At 58.5% G+C, this 18124-nt stretch carries 20 protein-coding genes; 10 read left to right on the forward strand and 10 right to left on the reverse strand.

Annotated features, from left to right (window positions below; translation table 11 throughout):
• Positions 1-22: 22 nt before the first annotated feature.
• On the reverse strand, positions 23-325 hold the full coding sequence (locus AC1RT4_RS04340) for a DUF1883 domain-containing protein (protein WP_007958929.1): 303 nt from the start codon (positions 323-325) through the stop codon (positions 23-25).
• Between the two features lie 211 nt (positions 326-536).
• Here AC1RT4_RS04340 and AC1RT4_RS04345 point away from each other — a divergent pair, with 211 nt between their 5' ends.
• Positions 537-893 carry a hypothetical protein gene (locus tag AC1RT4_RS04345; RefSeq protein ID WP_493083765.1) on the forward strand — a complete coding sequence of 119 codons (357 nt, stop codon included), beginning with the start codon at positions 537-539 and terminating at the stop codon, positions 891-893.
• A gap of 72 nt (positions 894-965) precedes the next feature.
• Complete coding sequence (locus AC1RT4_RS04350) at positions 966-1196, forward strand: hypothetical protein (protein ID WP_011334337.1); 231 nt, start codon at positions 966-968, stop codon at positions 1194-1196.
• A 2-nt stretch (positions 1197-1198) separates the two neighbouring features.
• Here the strand turns inward: AC1RT4_RS04350 and AC1RT4_RS04355 are convergent, their stop codons facing one another.
• Entirely contained in the window at positions 1199-1495 is a 297-nt protein-coding gene (locus tag AC1RT4_RS04355) for a hypothetical protein (RefSeq protein WP_007958935.1), read from the reverse strand.
• Positions 1496-1635: 140 nt separating this feature from the next.
• Positions 1636-1824 (reverse strand): hypothetical protein, encoded by a 189-nt coding sequence (locus AC1RT4_RS04360; protein ID WP_192561193.1) that lies wholly within the window; start codon positions 1822-1824, stop codon positions 1636-1638.
• A 247-nt stretch (positions 1825-2071) separates the two neighbouring features.
• On the opposite strand from AC1RT4_RS04360, the gene galU reads away from it, so the two are divergent.
• Both galU and gorA read left to right on the forward strand, forming a co-directional pair.
• A complete protein-coding gene (gene galU, locus AC1RT4_RS04365; protein ID WP_007958937.1) occupies positions 2072-2911 on the forward strand; it encodes a UTP--glucose-1-phosphate uridylyltransferase GalU in 840 nt (279 codons plus the stop codon).
• A gap of 129 nt (positions 2912-3040) precedes the next feature.
• The gene (gorA, locus tag AC1RT4_RS04370) at positions 3041-4399 is read left to right on the forward strand and encodes a glutathione-disulfide reductase (protein ID WP_493083769.1); all 1359 of its coding nucleotides are present in this window, start codon (positions 3041-3043) and stop codon (positions 4397-4399) included.
• Here gorA and AC1RT4_RS04375 read toward each other — a convergent pair.
• Positions 4396-5400 carry a DNA-binding protein gene (locus tag AC1RT4_RS04375; protein ID WP_493083771.1) on the reverse strand — a complete coding sequence of 335 codons (1005 nt, stop codon included), beginning with the start codon at positions 5398-5400 and terminating at the stop codon, positions 4396-4398. The two genes, gorA and AC1RT4_RS04375, sit on opposite strands and share 4 nt — an antisense overlap.
• A 177-nt stretch (positions 5401-5577) precedes the next feature.
• On the opposite strand from AC1RT4_RS04375, the gene AC1RT4_RS04380 reads away from it, so the two are divergent.
• The 3 genes from AC1RT4_RS04380 to ahpF all read left to right on the forward strand — a co-directional run bounded on the left by AC1RT4_RS04380 (position 5578) and on the right by ahpF (position 8909).
• Positions 5578-6516: a site-specific integrase gene (locus AC1RT4_RS04380; protein WP_493083773.1), complete on the forward strand. Its 939-nt coding sequence runs from the start codon at positions 5578-5580 to the stop codon at positions 6514-6516.
• A gap of 136 nt (positions 6517-6652) precedes the next feature.
• On the forward strand, positions 6653-7216 hold the full coding sequence (gene ahpC / locus AC1RT4_RS04385) for an alkyl hydroperoxide reductase subunit C (protein ID WP_003224621.1): 564 nt from the start codon (positions 6653-6655) through the stop codon (positions 7214-7216).
• A 130-nt stretch (positions 7217-7346) separates the two neighbouring features.
• A complete protein-coding gene (ahpF, locus tag AC1RT4_RS04390) occupies positions 7347-8909 on the forward strand; it encodes an alkyl hydroperoxide reductase subunit F (protein ID WP_493083775.1) in 1563 nt (520 codons plus the stop codon).
• An 82-nt stretch (positions 8910-8991) separates the two neighbouring features.
• Here the strand turns inward: ahpF and gloA are convergent, their stop codons facing one another.
• Positions 8992-9513, reverse strand: a complete 522-nt coding sequence (gene gloA / locus AC1RT4_RS04395) for a lactoylglutathione lyase (RefSeq protein WP_065260490.1) — start codon at positions 9511-9513, stop codon at positions 8992-8994.
• Positions 9514-9655: 142 nt separating this feature from the next.
• On the opposite strand from gloA, the gene AC1RT4_RS04400 reads away from it, so the two are divergent.
• Positions 9656-10174 carry a DUF4946 domain-containing protein gene (locus tag AC1RT4_RS04400; RefSeq protein WP_493083777.1) on the forward strand — a complete coding sequence of 173 codons (519 nt, stop codon included), beginning with the start codon at positions 9656-9658 and terminating at the stop codon, positions 10172-10174.
• Positions 10175-10381: 207 nt separating this feature from the next.
• On the opposite strand, the gene AC1RT4_RS04405 is transcribed toward AC1RT4_RS04400, so the two are convergent.
• The 3 genes from AC1RT4_RS04405 to AC1RT4_RS04415 form a co-directional block, all read right to left on the reverse strand.
• The gene (locus AC1RT4_RS04405) at positions 10382-10747 is read right to left on the reverse strand and encodes a histone-like nucleoid-structuring protein, MvaT/MvaU family (protein ID WP_011334329.1); all 366 of its coding nucleotides are present in this window, start codon (positions 10745-10747) and stop codon (positions 10382-10384) included.
• Between the two features lie 234 nt (positions 10748-10981).
• Positions 10982-12517: an EAL domain-containing protein gene (locus tag AC1RT4_RS04410; protein WP_493083780.1), complete on the reverse strand. Its 1536-nt coding sequence runs from the start codon at positions 12515-12517 to the stop codon at positions 10982-10984.
• 106 nt (positions 12518-12623) lie between these two features.
• Positions 12624-13496: a LysR family transcriptional regulator gene (locus tag AC1RT4_RS04415; protein WP_493083782.1), complete on the reverse strand. Its 873-nt coding sequence runs from the start codon at positions 13494-13496 to the stop codon at positions 12624-12626.
• A gap of 77 nt (positions 13497-13573) precedes the next feature.
• Between AC1RT4_RS04415 and AC1RT4_RS04420 the strand changes: the two genes are divergently transcribed.
• Both AC1RT4_RS04420 and hppD read left to right on the forward strand, forming a co-directional pair.
• Positions 13574-14521, forward strand: coding sequence for a DMT family transporter (locus AC1RT4_RS04420; protein WP_493083784.1), 948 nt, complete (start codon positions 13574-13576; stop codon positions 14519-14521).
• Between the two features lie 246 nt (positions 14522-14767).
• Positions 14768-15844, forward strand: coding sequence for a 4-hydroxyphenylpyruvate dioxygenase (gene hppD, locus AC1RT4_RS04425; RefSeq protein WP_007958955.1), 1077 nt, complete (start codon positions 14768-14770; stop codon positions 15842-15844).
• 63 nt (positions 15845-15907) lie between these two features.
• Here hppD and rarD read toward each other — a convergent pair whose 3' ends face one another.
• Entirely contained in the window at positions 15908-16789 is an 882-nt protein-coding gene (gene rarD, locus AC1RT4_RS04430; protein WP_493083786.1) for an EamA family transporter RarD, read from the reverse strand.
• Positions 16790-17076: 287 nt separating this feature from the next.
• Positions 17077-18090: an aldo/keto reductase gene (locus tag AC1RT4_RS04435; protein WP_493083788.1), complete on the reverse strand. Its 1014-nt coding sequence runs from the start codon at positions 18088-18090 to the stop codon at positions 17077-17079.
• Positions 18091-18124: the final 34 nt, after the last annotated feature.

Raw genomic sequence — 18124 nt, forward strand, 5'->3', positions numbered from 1 at the left:
CTGTCTGCGTTGGCGGAACCGCTCAGCTGAGTTTGGAGCTCGAGCGGCGAATGATCTTGATCGAATGCGTCAGGGTCGGCTTGCGGGTCACGCTGATCGCGCGGCGGTTGACGGTGTCGATGGTGATGTTCCAGAAACCGGTGCTCGGCGCGGTGATACGGGCCGGGAACGTGTCGAAAGCACCGCCGTGATAGGTGTGACGGCCGCCATTCTTGAAGCTGCGGAAGTTGGCGTCGTTCATCAAGCGGATGTTGCAGGTTTGCGAGCATTGAATGACGACGATGTCGTCTTCGTTGAGGTGCTCGCGCTGGTGAATGAATTTCATGGGCGCCTCCAGAAGGGCTTTTTCTACAAAATCAAAACGATAGCATTGTCGATTGGCGCAGTTTATCAGCCCGGACAGGTTATTATCCGGCCGTCGGGCACCGCTTTGACAATTAAAAACAGATATTCACGATTCCATGTGGGTTAAATGCAGCAGGCCTCGGAGAAAAACGGCATTCGTGCTGTCGGAGGGTCTTTATCGGAGGTTTTGTATGAAGTGGGGTGTGGTGATTCTGCCGTTGGCATTGGCAATGGGTGGTTGCGCAAGCGTTTCGGAAATCAATGAAACGCTGCCCACCATGGCCGTTATTTCCGGCAAGAAACCCCATGAGTATGCTCAGTGCCTGGCCGAAAAGCTGTCCGATAGCCGTGGCGCCTTGCAGGTAGAGCGGCACAAGGACGAAGTTCGGGTCATCGTTCCGGGCAAACTGGGATCGGGTCCGGCCGCGGTATTCGACATCGAGGATCGTTCGGGTGGCAGCAGCATCAAGCTGCACGAGCGGATGTCCAATGTGCCGCTGCGTCCATGGGATGTGCGCAAAGCTGCCACGGCCTGTATTTCCGGCTGATAGACTGTCAGCCGTCAGCATTGATGCCGTCACAGCGTTGCTGTGGCGGCATTGTCATTTCTGGAGAGGTGAATGAAGAGAGAGCAGGTGCGGGAGCGACACAAGGAAGGGCTCATTGCGGCGACCCATGTGATCCAGAATCCGGCGAATCCGGGGGAGTGGATCGTGTTTTTCAAGAAAAGCGCCGGTCGCAGTTACTTCCTGGTCGACGATAACGACGAAGTCGAGTCCTTCAACCGGCTCGACGACCTGATCGAGGTCGTGCGCGGGCTGGGCATCAAGTTCGCCGAAATTCACATGTAAGGCTATTTGCAGACCACTACCACGCTGCGGGTTTTGTAGTTACCGACATCGACGCCCAGCGTCTTGTCGTCTTCCTTGGGCGCCGGTGTGCCGTCGGTCCCGACGATCCGATAACCCGTTCCAGCACAGGACGCGTCAGCTTTTTCATAACAGCTTGCCCAGGAGTTGGCTTCGCCGGAGCAGTCGATGCTCAACCCTTGTTCACCGTTGTTCAGGTAGGTGGTCTGTGAGGTGGCACAACCGGCCAGGGCCGCGAGCGCAATCAGGGGCAGGAAGCTGATGAAGGGGCGGTTGATCATGGCAATGTCGTCTTCGAGGAGGAGGGGGCTAGACGCTATGACAGCGCCGGCATGAAAAGGTTATAGCGATTGGCCACTTCTTTGTGTGCAGCCCAAAAAAAGCCCTGCGCGAAGGCAGGGCCGGGATTCGTCGTCGCCGATCAGTCTTGATCCTTGCCGCGACGCTTCGGTGCAGGAGGTGTGTAATCAAGCACCGCGGCCACTTCAATCGCCATTGCTTCGGTGGGCAATGGGCCGGACACATCTTCGCCGTTGGCAGCGGTGATATGCCACTGGCCATCTTTCGCCTTGTCGACGGTGTACCCGTTGATGATTTTTGCTGCGGACATCTAGCGGCCTCGTTGGCTGGTTCAAAGGCAGCATGATAACGGTAAATGGGCGAACGGGCGCAGGTCGATGAGGTGTTCCTGGATCTTTGGGCTACGCTGATTGCGCAGCCTCTGTGTGCGGATTGAACTATCCGCCAGATTATTTCTCTATGTTGACATCGGTTAGCCAGTGCGGGGCATTGTAAGGTGCACGCCGCCTGATTAGACTGCGCCGAAACTCGTACACACAGCCCTTTCAAGGACTTATATGATCAAGAAATGCTTGTTCCCAGCAGCCGGTTACGGTACTCGCTTCCTCCCAGCGACTAAGGCCATGCCCAAAGAAATGCTGCCGGTGGTAAACAAGCCACTGATCCAGTACGGCGTCGAAGAAGCTCTGGATGCTGGCCTGAACGAAATCTCCATCGTGACCGGCCGTGGCAAGCGCGCCCTGGAAGACCACTTCGACATCAGCTATGAGCTGGAAAACCAGATCAAAGGCACCGACAAGGAAAAATACCTGGTCGGTATTCGCAAGCTGCTGGACGAGTGCTCGTTCTCCTACACCCGTCAGACCGAAATGAAAGGCCTGGGTCACGCGATCCTGACCGGCCGCCCGCTGATCGGTGACGAACCGTTCGCCGTGGTGCTGGCAGACGACCTGTGCGTCAACCTCGAAGGCGACGGCGTACTGACCCAGATGGTCAAACTGTACAAGCAGTTCCGCTGCTCGATCATTGCCATCCAGGAAGTCGATCCGCAGGAAACCAGCAAGTACGGCGTCATCGCTGGCGAAATGATCCGCGACGACATCTACCGCGTACACAGCATGGTCGAGAAGCCAAAGCCGGAAGATGCACCGTCGAACCTGGCGATCATCGGCCGTTACATCCTGACCCCGGACATCTTCGACCTGATCGAACAGACCGAGCCAGGCAAGGGCGGTGAAATCCAGATCACCGACGCCCTGATGAAACAAGCCCAGAACGGCTGCGTGATGGCTTACAAGTTCAAGGGCAAGCGTTTCGACTGCGGTGGTGCTGAAGGCTACATCGAAGCAACCAACTTCTGCTTCGAGAACTTCTACAAGACTGGCAAGGCTTACTGATAGCGCCTGATCTGCCTGTACGAAAAAGCCACCCTCGGGTGGCTTTTTCATTTTCCGCCCCTATATCGGCAGGAGTGCTTGCCCAACGGACGACGGCGGGTATGCTGATCGCCTGCCGAGGAGATAGAAATGGCCTACGATTTTGACCTTTATGTGATTGGTGCCGGTTCCGGCGGTGTGCGGGCTGCGCGTTTTGCTGCCGGGTTTGGTGCGAAAGTGGCGGTGGCCGAGAGCCGTTATCTGGGCGGTACCTGCGTCAACGTCGGTTGCGTACCGAAAAAACTGTTGGTGTACGGCGCCCACTTTGCCGAAGATTTCGAACAGTCCTCCGGTTTCGGCTGGAATCTGGGCGAGGCGGATTTCGATTGGGCCACGCTGATTGCCAACAAGGATCGCGAGATCAATCGCCTGAACGGCATTTATCGCAATCTGCTGGTTAACAGCGGCGTGACCCTGCATGAAGCGCACGCCAAGATCGTTGGTCCGCACGAAGTTGAGGTCAACGGCGAGCGCTACACCGCGAAGAATATTCTGATCGCCACCGGTGGCTGGCCGCAGATCCCCGAGATTCCGGGGCATGAGCATGCGATCAGCTCGAACCAGGCGTTCTTCCTCAAAGAACTGCCCAAGCGCGTCCTGGTCGTTGGCGGCGGTTACATCGCCGTCGAATTTGCCGGAATCTTCCATGGCCTGGGCGCCAGCACGACGTTGCTGTATCGCGGGGATCTGTTCTTGCGTGGTTTCGACGGTTCGGTTCGCAAGCATCTGCAGGAAGAACTGACCAAGCGTGGTATGGATCTGCAATTCAATGCCGACATTGCCCGTATCGACAAGCAATCGGACGGCAGCCTGAAGGCCACTCTAAAGGATGGTCGCGTGCTGGAAGCGGATTGTGTGTTCTACGCCACCGGACGACGTCCGATGCTGGACAACCTTGGGCTGGAAAACACCGATGTGCAGCTCGACGACAAAGGCTTCATCAAGGTCGACGAGCAATACCAGACCACCGAGCCATCAATCCTTGCGCTGGGCGATGTCATTGGTCGTGTGCAGTTGACGCCAGTGGCGCTGGCTGAAGGCATGGCGGTGGCGCGGCGTCTGTTCAAGCCTGAGCAATACCGTCCGGTGGATTACAAGATGATCCCGACGGCAGTGTTCAGTCTGCCGAACATCGGCACCGTCGGCCTGACCGAAGAAGAGGCGAGGGAAGCGGGTCACGACGTCGTGATCTACGAAAGCCGCTTCCGGCCGATGAAGCTGACCCTGACTGACTGTCAGGAGCGCACGCTGATGAAACTGGTGGTCGATGGCAAGTCCGACAAGGTGCTGGGCTGTCACATGGTCGGGCCGGATGCCGGCGAGATCGTGCAAGGTCTGGCGATCGCGCTGAAGGCTGGCGCCACCAAGCGTGACTTCGACGACACCATCGGGGTGCACCCGACGGCGGCCGAAGAATTTGTCACGATGCGTACGCCGGTCGGCGCTTAAGTCTTTTTCGGTTCTGCTGCGTCTGGCACTGCCGCAACGGTGGTGGCCAGGCGCAGGCTGTCTTGCGCCTTGGTCAATTCCTTCTCCAATGACTGATTGAGCTGCGATTGCTCGTCGACGTTCTGCTTGAGCGTCTGACTTTCCAGCAGGGCCACGCGCAGGCGTTCCTGGAGGAGGGTGCGTTCGCTGTCGACGCGATTGGCTTGCTCCAGCAATTGATCCTGACGCTGATTGCTGTGCTTGAGCTGATCCTGCATCAGGCTCAGTTCGCGCACGGTGCCGCGATTTTCGGTCAGCAGGCGTTCGTTGTCGCGGTGCAGCTGGGTGATCTCGTCCTGACGTACCAGTGCGCTTTGCTGTGCCTGGCGCAGCTCCATCTGCAACTGCTGAACCTGGGTTTCGTGACGGCTTTGCTCCTGCTCGCGCTGTTCCTTGATGGCGTTGCGGTAGTGCTCAAGCGCATCGCGGGCGTGCAGGTGCTTTTCTTCCAGTGAGCGGATCTGCTCGTCTTTGTCCTGCAAGCGCAATTCAAAATCGGCCAACGCCTGATTCAGCCCGGCGTTGCGCGTCTGCTCGGTCTGCAGCATCGAGCGGGTGTCGCTCAGGGCTTCGGATTCCTTGGCCAGCGCGGCAGCCTGAATGTCGTGCTTCTTCTCCAGTTGCGCATGATCCTGACGAAGCTGATTCAGCTCGTCCTCCAGTGCCTGACGCTGTTGCTCGTACTGCTCGCGCGCCTGATCAATCGGCTCCTGCGCCTGCTCTTTCAGGCGTTGGGCAAGGCGCGTGACGAGGGCGAGGAGTTCGTCATCGATGGGCTCTGCCGAAGGATCGGCCGGTTCGCTGCCGTCATCCAGCTCCTTCAGATAACGATGAATCGTGGTTTTGGAACCCGTATTGCCCAATTCGATGCGTACTGCATCGATGCTGGGGTGTTCGCCACGGGCGAGGATCGCTGTGCGCGCGATCTGGACTACTGCTTTGTTAACGCCGCCACGGGCCATATCTGCTCCTACCATTTCGTACTGTGGTACATGCCACCAAGGTACGCAGTGTACCATGTTGAAAATAAAGTGAAACAAGTACAGATAAACGGGCGGGATATACTGGTATTACCCCATGTGAAACCCATAAAATCGGTTTTCGCACGAACCCTCAGTACGCCACGAGAAAATCAGCCCATGAGCGATATCGATCGCTACCTGCAAGCAGCAACTCGCGACAACACCCGCCGCAGTTATCGCGCGGCCGTCGAGCATTTCGAAACGGTATGGGGTGGGTTCCTGCCGGCGACAGCGGACAGCATCGCGCGGTATCTGGTGGCGCATGCGGGCGTGTTGTCGGTCAACACGCTGAAGTTGCGTCTGTCGGCGCTGGCGCAATGGCACAACAGTCAGGGCTTCGCCGATCCCACCAAGTCGCCGGTGGTGCGCAAAGTGTTCAAGGGTATTCGCGCCCTGCATCCCGCGCAGGAAAAACAGGCCGAGCCACTCCAGTTGCGCGATCTTGAGCAGACCGTCGCCTGGCTTGAGCAGGAAATGAAGGACGCTAGAGAGAATCAGGACCGGCCGTTATTGCTCAGGGCCTGCCGGGATCGGGCATTGATTCTGCTGGGCTTCTGGCGTGGCTTTCGTAGTGATGAACTGTGTCGAGTGCAGATCGAGCACGTCCAGGCCCACGCCGGCAGCGGTATTACCCTGTATCTGCCGCGCAGCAAGGGCGATCGGGAAAACCTCGGCCAGACCTATCAGGCCCCGGCGCTGCTGAAGCTGTGCCCGGTGCAGGCTTATATCGAATGGATCACCGAGGCGGCACTGGTGCGAGGCCCGGTATTTCGCGCCGTCGACCGCTGGGGCAATCTGAGCGAGGAGGGGTTGCACGCCAACAGCGTGATTCCGTTGTTGCGTCAGGCCCTGGAGCGCGCCGGGATCTCCGGCGAGCGCTACACCAGCCATTCCCTGCGTCGCGGCTTTGCAACGTGGGCCCATCAAAGCGGCTGGGATCTCAAATCGTTGATGAGTTACGTAGGCTGGAAGGATATGAAGTCCGCCATGCGCTATGTTGAAGCGAGCCCCTTTCACGGGATGGCCCGGATTACGGATAAGCCGCTGTCGCCGTAGATATCGTTTTCTTCTATTAATACCCTCAGCTAATAGCGAAAACAAATCAGCAGCATCAGGTTTGCCAATGAGCCATCCGTCGAGTGACTGGGTAGGATTCACCCATCGAATTCACAACCCTGACGGAGAGTCATCAATGCCTATCATCAACAGCCAAGTAAAACCGTTCAAAGCTACCGCGTTCAAAAACGGCGACTTCGTACAAGTCTCGGACGCTGACCTGAAAGGCAAATGGTCCGTAGTGTTCTTCTACCCGGCCGACTTCACCTTCGTTTGCCCAACCGAGCTCGAAGACCTGGCTGACAACTACGCCGCCTTCCAGAAACTGGGCGTAGAGATCTACAGCGTTTCGACCGACACCCACTTTGCCCACGCTGCCTGGCACAACACTTCGCCAGCCATCGGCAAAATCGAATACACCATGATCGGCGACCCGACCCACGTCATCTCCCGCAACTTCGACGTGCTGATCGAAGAAGCTGGCCTGGCGGATCGTGGCACCTTCGTGATCAACCCTGAAGGCCAGATCAAAATCGTTGAACTGAACGATGGCGGCGTTGGCCGTGACGCTTCCGAGCTGCTGCGCAAAATCAAGGCTGCTCAGTACGTCGCTGCTCACCCAGGCGAAGTTTGCCCGGCCAAGTGGAAAGAAGGCGAGGCCACGCTGGCTCCGTCCCTGGACCTGGTCGGCAAGATCTAAGTCTGTGACACGCGCAATGCAGGGCGGGACTCCGCACCTACTCAAGTAAGCTGCACCGCCCAATAGAAAAGCCCGGGCGAGATTCGCTCGGGCTTTTTTTCGCCTCAAATAAAGTCAGGAGATCGCCCGTATGTTGGACGCCAATCTTAAAGCCCAGTTGAAATCGTACCTGGAACGGGTCACCCAGCCGATCGAGATCGTTGCTTCACTCGACGACGGTGCGAAATCCCGTGAAATGCTCGACCTGCTGAAAGACGTTGCCAGTCTTTCGCATCAGATTACCTTGATCGACAGCGGCGACGATGCACGCAAACCGTCGTTCTCGATCAACCGCCCGGGTGCCGACATCAGCCTGCGTTTCGCCGGCATCCCGATGGGCCATGAATTCACTTCGCTGGTGCTGGCCCTGCTGCAAGTCGGCGGCCACCCTTCGAAGGCCAGTGTCGAAGTGATCGAACAGATCCGCTCGCTGAAGGGCGAGTTCACCTTCGAGACTTACTTCTCGCTGTCCTGCCAGAACTGCCCGGACGTCGTTCAGGCGCTGAACCTGATGGCCGTGCTGAACCCGAACATCCGCCACGTCGCCATCGACGGCGCGCTGTTCCAGGACGAAGTCAACGATCGCAAGATCATGGCCGTGCCGAGCATCTACCTGAACGGTGAAAACTTCGGTCAGGGCCGCATGGGCCTGGAAGAAATCCTCGCCAAGCTCGACACTGGCGCCATCGAGCGTCAGGCCGAGAAAATCAGCGCCAAGCAAGCCTTTGATGTGCTGGTGGTCGGCGGTGGCCCAGCCGGTGCGTCGGCGGCGATCTACGCCGCACGTAAAGGCATTCGCACCGGCGTAGCAGCCGAGCGCTTCGGCGGTCAGGTGCTGGACACCATGGCCATCGAGAACTTCATTTCCGTGCAGGAAACCGAAGGCCCGAAACTGGCGACTGCGCTGGAAGAACACGTCAAGCAATACGACGTCGACATCATGAACCTGCAGCGCGCCGACAAGTTGATCCCGGGCAAGAATGGCGAGCTGCATGAAGTTCGTTTCGCCAGCGGCGCGACCCTCAAGGCCAAGAGCGTGATTCTGGCGACCGGCGCGCGGTGGCGTGAAATGAACGTGCCGGGCGAGCAGGAATACCGCAACAAAGGCGTGGCGTACTGCCCGCACTGCGACGGCCCGCTGTTCAAAGGCAAGCGTGTGGCGGTGATTGGCGGCGGTAACTCCGGCGTCGAAGCGGCCATCGACCTGGCCGGTATCGTGTCCCACGTGACCCTGCTGGAGTTCGACGTTCAGTTGCGCGCCGACGCCGTATTGCAACGCAAGCTGCACAGCCTGCCGAACGTCACCGTGATCACTAGTGCGCTGACCACTGAAGTCACCGGCGATGGCCAGAAGGTCAATGGCCTGCGTTACAAGGATCGCAATACTGACGAGCTGCGCACGGTCGAGCTGGAAGGGATCTTCGTGCAGATCGGCCTGTTGCCCAACACCGATTGGCTCAAAGGCACCATCGAGCTGTCGCCGCGCGGCGAGATCATCGTCGACAACCGCGGTGAAACTTCGATCCCGGGCATCTTCGCTGCCGGCGACGTGACCACCGTGCCGTACAAGCAGATCGTGATCGCGGTGGGCGAGGGCGCCAAGGCTTCCCTCAGCGCTTTCGATCATCTGATCCGCACTTCGGCTCCGGCGTAAATCCCGGGCCTGAAAAAAGAAAACCCCCATCAGTGATGATGGGGGTTTTTCTTTGCGGGGTGCTTTCTACCCGGGTTCAGCTTTACAGCGGCGCTGGCTGGATGATCTCGACCCAGTAGCCATCCGGATCCTTGATGAACGCCAGGCTCTTCATGCGGCCATCGGTCAGGCGCTTCTGGAAATCGCAGCCCAGTTCTTCAAAGCGTGCGCAGGCGGCGACGATGTCCGGCACCGAAATGCAGATGTGGCCGAAACCGCGCGGATCGGTGTTGCCATTGTGGTAGGCGAAATCTGCGTCGTTTTCGGTGCCGTGGTTGTGGGTCAGTTCCAGAATGCCGGGAATCGACTTCATCCACTCGGTGCGGGCAGCGGCGTCGGCCGGGATCTGCGATTTGTCGACCAGGGCGAGGAAGTACAGGCTGAATTCCGCTTCCGGGAAATCACGCTTCTCTACCAGCGAGAAACCCAATACGCGGGTGTAGAAATCCAGCGACTTGGTGATGTCTTTGACGCGCAGCATGGTGTGGTTGAACACGAAGTTGCGGGTTGCGCTGTCCGGGGTGGCGGTGACGCCAGGGAAGGTGTTCAGTTCTTGCAGGCTCATGGGCCCTCCGTAACAAATTGGGGCGAGTGAATGGGCGCAATGATACGCATGCCTGGCAGCATCGCCAAACCGAAAGCGCGGGCTTGCCCTGCGAGCGGGCGGGCCTCAGACTTTACGGCTCAATCCGCGAGTGCCTCTGGTAATGATCCGACCGTTCAAATCGCTGTTCGTTTTCCTGGGTTTTTCCCTGCTTGCTCTGCCGGCCTTTGCCGAGGCGCCGAGCATCACTTGGCCCGCCGGCTGGGAAGTCGAGGCGCTGCCCGAAACCTCCCCGCAAGTCTCCCGTCAGCGCGCAGTGAAGACTGACGCCGATGGCAATCAGGTGATGGTGATGGAGTTGACGATGACCCGCGTGGAAAATGGTCATCAGGTCAACTTGCAAGGCGTGTTGCTGGAGATGCGCAAGTCGGTGCAGAAAGACTTTTTCCAGAGCGGTTATCAGAGTGTCTGCAACAAGGTTCACCCGAGTACGCTGGGCTCGCTGACCGCGCTTGAGACCACTTGTACGGTGACTGAAAACGGCCGTCATGTGTTGTCGCAAACATTGGTTGCAGCGGTCGAGGCGGATAAGGCTTACGTACTTTCGTATGCCGGGCAGGCAGAGGTTTATAAGGCGAGCGGCGACGACATAGTGGCTGCGCGAAACAGCTTGAAATTCTAATCGTCTGTTCGTGGTCAGCCTGATGTTAGATACCGGAACTGATTAAACATAAAGTTAATCTCCGGCTAACGGGGCAACATTCGGAAGCATAGTTTCAGCGCGACAGCGGTTCGAGACTCAACTTGCCCGCCAGAAAAATCGTTGCATTTGTTAAATATTGTCCGAAAAAAAGCCCTGCATATGCAGGGCTTTCATATTTGCGAGGGATTAACCGCGCAACCAGGAATCAACGGTGGCTGCACCGTATTGTTCCTTCCAGGCCTTCAGGCCACGGTGGTTGCCACCCTTGGTCTCGATCAGCTCGCCGGTGTGCGGGTTCTGATAGACCTTGACCACGCGAGCGCGGCGAGTTTTAGGTGCGGCGGTCGATTGCAGGCCGGATTTCGCCGGGTTCGGATCGAGAATGGCGATGATGTCTTTCAGGCCTTTGCCGTAGGTTTTCATCAGCCCCTGGAGCTTTTCTTCGAATTCGATTTCTTTCTTGAGCCCGGCATCGTTCTTCAGCGATTCCAGCTGCTTGAGCTGTTCCTGAAGGGCCTTTTCAGCTGCACGAAATTCAGCGAGTCTGGACAATATCTTTACTCCAATAGTGTGTTTGGCTGATACCAACCGCAAACAAAGCTATAAGCCAAGAGCCTTGAAGCGACTCGGTGATAATGGCTCACCTGCCCATCTTGCAACAGGTAAGAAAAATTGTAGTAGTTAATGCGGCAAGAGTAAATCCTGACTTTTTCTTCATGTAACAACAACGCTGTTTTGTATCAATTTGGTGCGAGCTGTCGGCGAGTCAGGATTTATCCCGCCAAGTTAATGATGAGTTAATGCTTCGATGAAGTCTGCAGCCGGCATCGGTTTGCCGAAAAGGTAGCCTTGCAGAAAGTTGACATGATGAGCGGCCAGGTAATCGCACTGGGCTTGCGTCTCGACACCTTCGGCCACAATGCCCAGATCCAGTTTGGTGGAGAGCTCGATGATGCTGTCCAGAATATGCCGGGACAGGGCATCTTTATCGATCATGGCCACGAATGTCTGGTCGATCTTGAGGAAGTCGACATTGAAAGTCCTCAAGTAGCCAAGGCTTGAATGGCCGGTACCAAAGTCGTCAATCGCGATCTTCACGCCCATCGCACGCAGTTGCGCGAACAGTTGATGGGTGATGTCGGACGGCTCGATCAGCTCGCGTTCGGTCAGCTCAAGAACCAGGCTGATGCTGCCGGGCTGGAACGCTGACAAAAATTCACGGCAATCCTCCACCAGCTCCAGATCGTGGCAGTGGCTCGCAGTGATGTTGATGCCGATGTGGAATGGCGCGGTAAAGGTCGATGACAGCGGACCCAGCACGACAGCGGTCTGCTGCATCAAGGCGCGGGTCATCGGTACGATCAGCCCGGAGTGTTCGGCAAAGGGTATGAACAGATCCGGACGCACCAGTCCCTCCTTGGGATGGTTCCAGCGCATCAGCACTTCCGTGCCCGACCAGCGCTTGCTGTCGCCGTGCACCACTGGTTGAAAATAGGGAATGAATTCACCTGCTTCCAATGCCCGAAGCATTTCGTGGCTGGGTGAGGTGGAGCGCCTCTGCAAGATGTAGCCGATCGCTCCCGATACTGCACCGAAGAACATCAGCAGACTGAACAGCGGCGGGTACTCGTCTTTCATGTAGCGCCAGGTTTCGCCTTCCGGAAAAGCGGCGCTGACCGAGAACGCATAGTGCGACGAGTGCAAGGTACTCTGCGCCACCGGCAACGCGGGCAGGGCGCCCTGATGCACTTTGCCGTCGGCGGAGAGCCAGTTGTTGCCGACTTGCAGCAACAACAATGTGTGCCGACCGATCAGGCGCAGGATGTTGCTCAGGTGATAGCCGTCCAGCGTGGTGAGTGCGCCGCCGCGCCCTTCGCTCAGGCGATAGACCAGCAGCGCGGTGTCAGGCGTGACCGGATTGCCGTTCATGAGCCACAACTTGCCCTGGGCGTAGTCGCCCGGATTCACGGCTTCCTTGAAGTCGCCGAACAGCGAACTGCAATAGAGATTGTCGTCCCACACCAGATTGGTCGAGCGCACAAACGGGCGCCGGGTGACTTGTTCGCGCAAGGCCAGTTTGACGGTTTCGCAGGTCTGGCCTGCCAAAGGCAACAGTTCGCGGGCGGCCTGGGCGGTGTTGTCGAGCATCAGTTCGAACTGCCGCAGGGCTTCATCGGCGGTGTGTTGCGAACTCTGCTGAAGGGCGCGTCCGGCCTGCATATAAAGAATCACGCTGCCGAGTACGATCGGCAGGAGGCCACACAGCAAAGTCACGATAATCCGGGTACTGCGCTTGCGGCGGGGCCTGACGGTCAGTGGCATGGGCGCATCCTGTCGCGATGGAGTGGGGCTCTTGATGGCAGGCGAAGCGTGCGCGCAAAGCCCGAGGTCTGAGCCCATGATAGATGGCCAATGACAGCTGCGCCGCTCAACGGTAATCCAGCCGTGTTGCCAGTTGAATGAATGCCAGCGTGGCGGGTGAAGCCTGACGTTGGTCCAGCACCGCCAGACCGACTTGCCGGGTAACGGCGGGGGACAGCGGTCGCTTGACATAGCGCGGGTCGGGATCGAGAGGCAACGAGCCTTCCGCCACCACAGTCATTGCATCGCCCCGGCCCACGGTGTCGAGCGTGCTGAGCAGTTGTGAGCAGCGATAGCGGATGTTAGGGCTCAACCGGGCGGCATTGAACAGGCGCGATACCAGCTCCGACGAACCGGCCTCGGTCAGCACGAACGGATCGTTGCACAGGTCGTTAAGGCTCACTGAGTCGTGAGTCGCCAACGGGTGACCGAGCGGGAGCAGGGCGACCATCTGATCTTCGATCAAGGCAAACGTGTCGAAGCGTTCCTCGGGCAGCACTACAAAACCGATATCGATCCGCCGCTCTTCCAGCCACTGAATGACCTGCCGATCCGGGCCTTCATCGATGTGCACTTCGATCCCCGGATGCGCCTCACGATACTGCTGCAAAATCCTGGGCAACAACTTGATCGAGGACGTCGGTCCGAACGAGCCGATGCGCAGCGTGCCGCGTTTCATGCCGCGCGCATCCGCCGCCTCCTGACGCAAGGTGTTGGCCAACCCGAGCATCGCTCGCGCCCGCAGCAGCAGTTGTTCGCCGATGTCGCTCAGTTCCACTTGCGATTGATGGCGGCGCAGCAGCTCGACGCCCAGTTCCTGCTCCAGAGATTTCAAGGCGTGGGACACCGCCGACTGGGAAATCCCCAGACGATGGGCGGCGAGGGTGAAACCGCGCAGCTCGGCCACCAGCGAGAAGATTTCGAGTTGGGTCAGGGTCATGAGTAAAGACTCATTTTACGATGATGAGGAATCAATCGAATGATACGTCATCCGTCAGTCTCATCGTTGGGAGCGTTATGAGTTGTCATGAACCTGTTCGTCCGGCCGCCTCGGACATGCCCGTGTATTTGAACCTGGCCCTGGTCACCATGATCTGGGGCGGAACGTGGGTGGCCGGGCGGTTTCTGGCCGGCAGCCTGAGCCCGGTGTTTGCCGCCAGCCTGCGGTTTCTGCTGGCCAGCGTGGCGTTGGTCGTGTGTTTAAGGCTCGCTCAAGTCCGGTTGGCACGGCCCACGCCCCGGCAATGGCTGCAACTTGTGTTGCTGGGGTTCTTCGGGATTTTCTTCTACAACCTGTGCTTCTTTTACGGGTTGCAATACATCAACGCTTCCCGGGCCTCGTTGATTGTGGCGCTGAACCCGGCGGTCATTGGTCTGGCGTCATGGCTGCTGTTCAAGGAGCGGCTGAGCCGGTTGAAGATGATCGGGATTGCGATCTGCATCGGCGGGGCGGGCGTGGTGATCGTCAGCCGGAATCCGCAGCTGTTGAGCGAAACGCCGGACGCGTGGATTGGCGATCTGCTGATCCTCGGCTGCGTTTTGAGCTGGGGCGTCTATTCGCTGTTCTCCCGCAGCCTCAACCAGAGCATCGGCCCGGTGCAGACCGTGACCTTTTCGATTCTGCTGGGCACCCTGATGTTGTGGGCGCTGGCCCTGACCCGGGGCGAAGTCGACGTTGCAGCGCTGGCCGCACTTGGCACGCACCAATGGCTGAGCCTGGCCTATCTGGGCGTGCTCGGCTCGGCGCTGGCCTACATCGGTTACTACGATGGCATCCGCAAAATCGGCGCCACGCGCTCCGGCGTGTTCATTGCGCTCAACCCGCTGACCGCCGTGCTGGCCGGTGCAATCCTGCTGGGCGAACAGCTGACGCTGGCCATGTGCCTGGGCGGCGTGCTGATTCTGGCGGGCATCTGGCTGTGCAACAAACCCCTTGCACCGGGCCGAAAAAAGCGGATTTTATAGAGAGGGCAGACAACCCTATTTACGCTGTGTAGAATCGGGTTACGCATACAATAATAATCGTCTTCTGGCAGCAGAAGCCTCGCCCGCAAGAGCCTTGGGTCGACAATGAAGATATTCGGGTTTCAACTGATCTACGGTGACTTCCTCGCCCGCAGTGTGCGTGGCATCTCCTGTGCGCCACCCACCGGTCTCAGCATTACTGACAAATAACTCTGGTTAATTGATAAGAATGATGAGGCGCCAACCATGGCAGATTTATACGAAAACCCAATGGGCCTGATGGGCTTCGAATTCATCGAGTTCGCATCGCCGACCCCTGGCACCCTGGAGCCGATCTTCGAGATCATGGGCTTCACCAAGGTCGCGACCCACCGTTCCAAGAACGTGCACCTGTATCGTCAGGGCGCGATCAACCTGATCCTCAACAACGAACCCCACAGCGTTGCTTCGTACTTCGCGGCCGAACACGGCCCGTCGGTGTGCGGCATGGCGTTCCGGGTCAAGGATTCGCAGAAGGCCTACAACCGCGCACTGGAACTGGGCGCACAGCCGATCCACATCGAAACCGGCCCGATGGAACTGAACCTGCCGGCGATCAAAGGCATTGGCGGCGCGCCGCTGTACCTGATCGACCGTTTCGGCGAAGGCAGCTCTATCTATGACATCGACTTCGTGTTCCTGGAAGGCGTTGACCGCAACCCGGTCGGTGCCGGCCTGAAGATCATCGACCACCTGACCCACAACGTGTATCGCGGCCGCATGGCTTACTGGGCGAACTTCTACGAGAAGCTGTTCAACTTCCGCGAAATCCGCTACTTCGACATCAAGGGCGAATACACCGGCCTGACCTCGAAAGCGATGACCGCACCGGACGGCATGATCCGCATCCCGCTCAACGAAGAATCGTCGAAGGGCGCCGGGCAGATCGAAGAGTTCCTGATGCAGTTCAACGGCGAAGGCATCCAGCACGTGGCGTTCCTCACCGACGACCTGGTCAAGACCTGGGATCAATTGAAGAAGATCGGCATGCGCTTCATGACCGCGCCGCCGGACACCTACTACGAAATGCTCGAAGGCCGCCTGCCGAACCACGGCGAGCCAGTCGATCAACTGCAATCGCGCGGCATCCTGCTCGACGGTGCATCGGATAAAGAAGACAAGCGTCTGCTGCTGCAGATCTTCTCGGAAACCCTGATGGGCCCGGTGTTCTTCGAATTCATCCAGCGCAAAGGCGACGATGGTTTCGGCGAAGGCAACTTCAAGGCACTGTTCGAATCGATCGAGCGTGACCAAGTGCGTCGTGGCGTGCTCGCCACCGAGTAATCCGCACCAGATGTAAAAAAGCCCGGCCTGCAATTGTGCAGGCCGGGCTTTTTATTGCGCGCCTTACGGGCGCCGTTGGCGCATCAGGTGCTTGAAGCCTTCAAACACCAGCACCACGACGGCGAGCCAGATCGGGATGTAGGTCAGCCATTCACCGGGCTTGATGCTCTCGCCAAGCAACAGCGCCACACCGAGCAACAGCACCGGCTCAACGTAACTCAACAAACCAAACAGGCTGAACGGCAGCAAGCGGCTGGCGATGATGTAGACCACCAGTGCCGAGGCACTGATCAGACCGAGCAGCGGAATCAGCCAGGTCAGCGCCGGGTACTGATCGAACACACCGAAACCCTGTTCGCCGCCGCGCACAAACCAGTACGCCACCGGCAGCATCAAAGTCATGTCGACCCACAAACCGCCGAGGTTGTCGGTCTTGAGGTATTTGCGCAGCACGAAGTACAGCGGATAACCGACGACCACCACCAGCGTCGCCCAGGAAAAACCGCCGACCTGATACAACTCGTTCAACACGCCGAGGCTGGCAAAAAACACTGCGACTTTTTGCAGGTACGACAGGCTTTCGCCATAAGCGATGCGGCCGGTCAGGACCATGGCCAGCGGCAACAGGAAGTAGCCCAGCGACACATCGAGGCTGTAGCCGTTGAGCGGCGCCCACATGAACAGCCACAACTGCACGCCGAGCAACGCGGACGAAACGATCAGACCACCGATCAACTTCGGCAGCGCAGGGATCCGGCGCAGCAGTTCGAGCACGCGCCGCCATTCGCCGGATACCAGCATGAACACGGTCATGCAGGGCACGGTCAGCAGCATCCGCCAACCGAAGATTTCCACGCCACTCAACGGGGTGAGCAACGAGGTGTAGTAATACATGACGGCAAACAGCGTCGAGGCTGTTACCGATAGAGCGATACCTTTAGACAAACTGTCCTCGCGGGGGTGATGGTGAAACGGGGCGCGCAGGATACGTGGTTTTTGTGGTGAATATTGGTCGGGGTGGGCAATATTTTCTACATGATCCAAAAAGCCCCTCACCCTAACCCTCTCCCGGAGGGAGAGGGGACTGACCGAGGTGTCTTAAGAACTACTGCGACCTGTGAGACCCAATTGATTTCGGATTCAGTCAGCACTATCAGGAAGAAGAATAGGCTGAATATCCCCGGATCGGTTCCCTCTCCCTCCGGGAGAGGGTTAGGGTGAGGGCAGCGATCTCAAGCCTGGCGCAATTTCCGGCCCGACACAAAATGGCTCACATCATTAAACCCCGGCGTCGACGCATGCCCCGGCGTCACCAGCGAATCGATAAACGCCTCATCCTCCGCCGTAATCTTCACCGCCTGCGCCTTGGTGTACGCATCCCACTGTTCCTCAGTACGCGGCCCGACAATCGCCGACGTCACCGCGCCGTTGTTCAGCACCCAGGCAATCGCAAACTCGACAATCCCGACCCCACGCTCTTTGGTGTATTGCTGAATCTGCTGGGCAATGCGCAACGACTCCACGCGCCACTCAGTCTCCAGAATCCGTTTGTCCTGACGCCCGGCGCGGCTGTTGGCGTCCGGGGTCACGTCCGGTGCGTACTTGCCGCTGAGCACGCCACGGGCCAGCGGGCTGTAAGGCACTACGCCGAGGCCGTAAGTCTGGGCGGCGGTGATCTGCTCGGTTTCGGCCTGACGGTTGACGATGTTGTACAGCGGCTGGCTGATCACCGGGCGATCAACGCCGAGTTTGTCCGCCACGCGAATCACCTCGGCAATCCGCCAGCCGCGATAGTTCGACAGGCCCCAATAACGGATCTTGCCTTGGCGAATCAGATCGCCAATCGCCGAAATCGTCACCTCCAGCGGCGTGCTGTGGTCTTCGCGGTGCAGGTAATAGATGTCGAGGTAGTCGGTGCCGAGCCGGGTCAGGCTGGCCTCCAAGCCATTGAAGATGTGTTTGCGGCTCAAACCTCTGCGGTTCGGAACGCCATCCACCGGGCCGAAGCCGACCTTGGTCGCCAGCACCCATTCATGCCGATGACGGGCGATGGCCTCACCGACGATCTCTTCCGAGCGGCCGTTGGTGTAGACGTCAGCCGTGTCGATGAAATTGATGCCCTGATCCCAGGCCTTGTCGATGATGCGCAGCGAGTCTTCTGCGCTGGTCTGCTCGCCGAACATCATCGTGCCGAGGGTGAGGGTGGACACCTGCAACCCCGAGTGCCCCAGTGTGCGATAGCTCATGCCGAAATCCTTTTGTCGGTGGGAAAGCTTCCAT

The organism is Pseudomonas sp. GW821-FHT11D10, assembly GCF_058808435.1.